Origin of the sequence: Cesiribacter sp. SM1 (genome assembly GCF_020178975.1) — a bacterium.
Taxonomy (GTDB): Bacteria; Bacteroidota; Bacteroidia; order Cytophagales; family Cyclobacteriaceae; genus Cesiribacter.
The window spans coordinates 1-2554 of sequence record NZ_JAHXBU010000066.1 but is presented as its reverse complement, the minus strand read 5'-3'; the positions used below and the strand labels follow the sequence as shown (position 1 = coordinate 2554).

The window sequence follows — 2554 nt, the reverse complement described above, 5'->3', positions numbered from 1 at the left end:
TGGCTATTTCGGTGGGACCATGCCAGGGATTTCGGTCAAACAGTGCCACTTTGAAAGATGCTGCAAAGTAGTGAAAATTAGTTACTCGTTTTTCAAAATTCCTTTTCTTAATGACTCTCCTTTCAGGTCTATTCTGTGAGAGGAGTTCACCAGCCTGTCTAAAATAGCATCAGCAATAGTACCTTCCCCAATGATATCATACCAGGCAGAGACGGGTATTTGCGAAGATACGATGGTAGCCACCTGATTAAACCTGTCATCAATAATATCCATGAGCGCCTCTCTGGCATGAGTATCAAAAGCTTGCAATCCAAAATCATCCAGGATAAGCAGCTCCACCGATGATAGCTTTTTAAGTTCCCTGATATAAGTACCATCTACTTTTGAGAGTTTTAGCTTAGCCAGTAAGCGGGCGGTATTAGTATACAGCACCTTTTTGCCCATCAGGCAAGCCTGGTGGCCGAGCGCCTGGGCCAGATAGCTTTTACCAACTCCCGAGGCACCTGTAAGGATGATATTCTCTTTTCTGTCTATAAAGTCCAGGGTACTTAAGCGGTTAAACATGTTCTTATCCAGGTTTCTGGCTCCAGCAAAGCTTACCTCTGCAGTAGAGGCTTTCTGGCGAAAACCTGCCTGATCAAGCAAGCGGGTAATTTTCTTGTTTTGCCGGTCCTCCCATTCATGATCTGCCAGAATGGCCAGGTATTCATCGGGGCTCACCTCATTGAGCCGGTTGTTTTTAACGTGCTGAAGGTGCAGCTCTGCCATGGCAGAAAGACGCATCCCTTTTAGCTTTTCTACTGTTTGATTGTTGTTCATCTGTTTATATAGTGATTATTTATAAGCCTGCGCCCCGCGAATATTAGAATGGGCAGGAATATGAGATTTGGCTGTACGCTCCTTACTAACCTCTAAAGAGTCGTTGTCAAGCCTGTTTTCCAGGATGTTCTTAATGCGGGTATAGGAGATTGCCTGTCCATGAACAGCACGCCGGCAGGCGCTATTAAGTCTCTGTGAGCCATAGAGGCGATGCAGCTGAATAATACCCATAGCTCTTTTGTAAGCAGTTTCCGGATAATCGCAATGAGCAAACAAGGCTTTTATACAGGCCTCTACATCAGGACCATGACCGGCAGCCTTCTTTTGAAAATGTTCCGGGCTCCAGTCAGAATAATCTTTATGGGTGCTGCTTAAATGGTCTTTATTGGTGTTATAGCGCCCCATGGAAGGGTTGCGCGGATGTATGGCTATGCGTTCATGGTAATGGTAGATCTCTACAGTGGTGGGCGTATAATGAATAAGCGTTGACTTGCCGATATAGCGATAAGGAACAGTGTAATAGCTTTTATCAGGGGAGAAGTAAACATAGCCAATCTTCTGCACCTTCGCCCTTACGTAATCCTTAAGCTGGTATTTACCTGAAGGCAGGGGTTTTAAATACTGCCGCTCTACGGACTGGAAAAGCTCTTTCCTGCTGGCTGCTTTTCGTTGAAAAAGCAAGTCGTTATAAGTGCAGAGTAATTTAGCTATCTCTTTATTGAGGTCCTGTAAAGAGAAAAAAAGCATCTCCCGTAGGGGGTAGTAAATGCGTTGATAGCTTAGCTGTACTGCATTCTCTACGAGTGCTTTGTCCTGTGGAGAATAGCTCCTGGTGGGATTGATCACGCAGTTGTAATGATGGGCAAAATCCTTGAAAGAGCGGTTAATGTCCGGCTCATACTTACTGGCCCGGGTAACGGCAGATTTTAAATTATCCGATACAATGGCTTTAGGCACTCCTCCATAAAAAGCCAGTGCATTGTTCAGGCAGCAGATCAGATCTTCCCGCTTTTGGCTCCTGCAGGCCTCTACATAGGTATATTGGCTATTGGGAAGGATGGACACAAAAACCTCAACTGGTTTTTGCTCGCCTGTTTCTTTATCGATGATATAGAGCTTTGTGCCGGCAAAGTCAATAAAGAGCTCCTTGCCGGGCTCATGCTCAAGCTTCATAGAACCCCTTACCTTAGCATATTTGCGGTTGTAATGTTCCATGAACTGGGTATAGCTGTAGGCTTCTTTGGCCTGCTGCTTATACTCATTGTAGTGGTAGAGAAAAGTAAAACCAGGATGGTTGCGCGCCTGGTTTACTTTTTCAAAATATACCATCAGCTCATTAAAGCGATCATTAACGATGGTAGTGTAGGATGGAAACAGCTCCTTTAAAGCGGCATGATCGTATCTTAGCAGTTCTTTAGGCTGGTAATCAGAAGCCTCAATTAGCTTCATGTACGTGTTAACTGTATTGCGGGAAATTCCAAGGGTAGCGCCGATGGCACGGTTGCTAAATCCATCCAGATGTAGGGTGATGATTTGTTTTATGTCCATAGGATCAAGTGTATTTGCCATATCGCTTTTTTGTTTTACGATATAGCCGGTTTTGCTTGATCTTCCAAAGTGGCACAAATCGAACCGGAATCAGGCAAGACTGCCCCCATATAATGGCACAGTTTGAACCGGAAACACTGGCACTAACAAACCGAAATCAGTGGCACAAATCGAAGCGAATTAGCCA

General features: G+C 44.8%; 2 protein-coding genes. Both read right to left on the bottom strand.

Going from position 1 to position 2554, the window contains the following annotated elements; all coding sequences use genetic code 11:
* Positions 1-81: 81 nt before the first annotated feature.
* Positions 82-819 (bottom strand): IS21-like element helper ATPase IstB, encoded by a 738-nt coding sequence (gene istB, locus KWJ01_RS13220; protein ID WP_224996936.1) that lies wholly within the window; start codon positions 817-819, stop codon positions 82-84.
* 15 nt (positions 820-834) lie between these two features.
* The gene (gene istA, locus KWJ01_RS13215) at positions 835-2388 is read right to left on the bottom strand and encodes an IS21 family transposase (protein ID WP_224996935.1); all 1554 of its coding nucleotides are present in this window, start codon (positions 2386-2388) and stop codon (positions 835-837) included.
* Positions 2389-2554: the final 166 nt, after the last annotated feature.

Coding starts and splice junctions, on each gene's coding strand:
- istB (WP_224996936.1), bottom strand. CDS start 819: ATGAACAACAATCAAACAGTAGAAAAGCTAAAAGGGATGCGTCTTTCT.
- istA (WP_224996935.1), bottom strand. CDS start 2,388: ATGGCAAATACACTTGATCCTATGGACATAAAACAAATCATCACCCTA.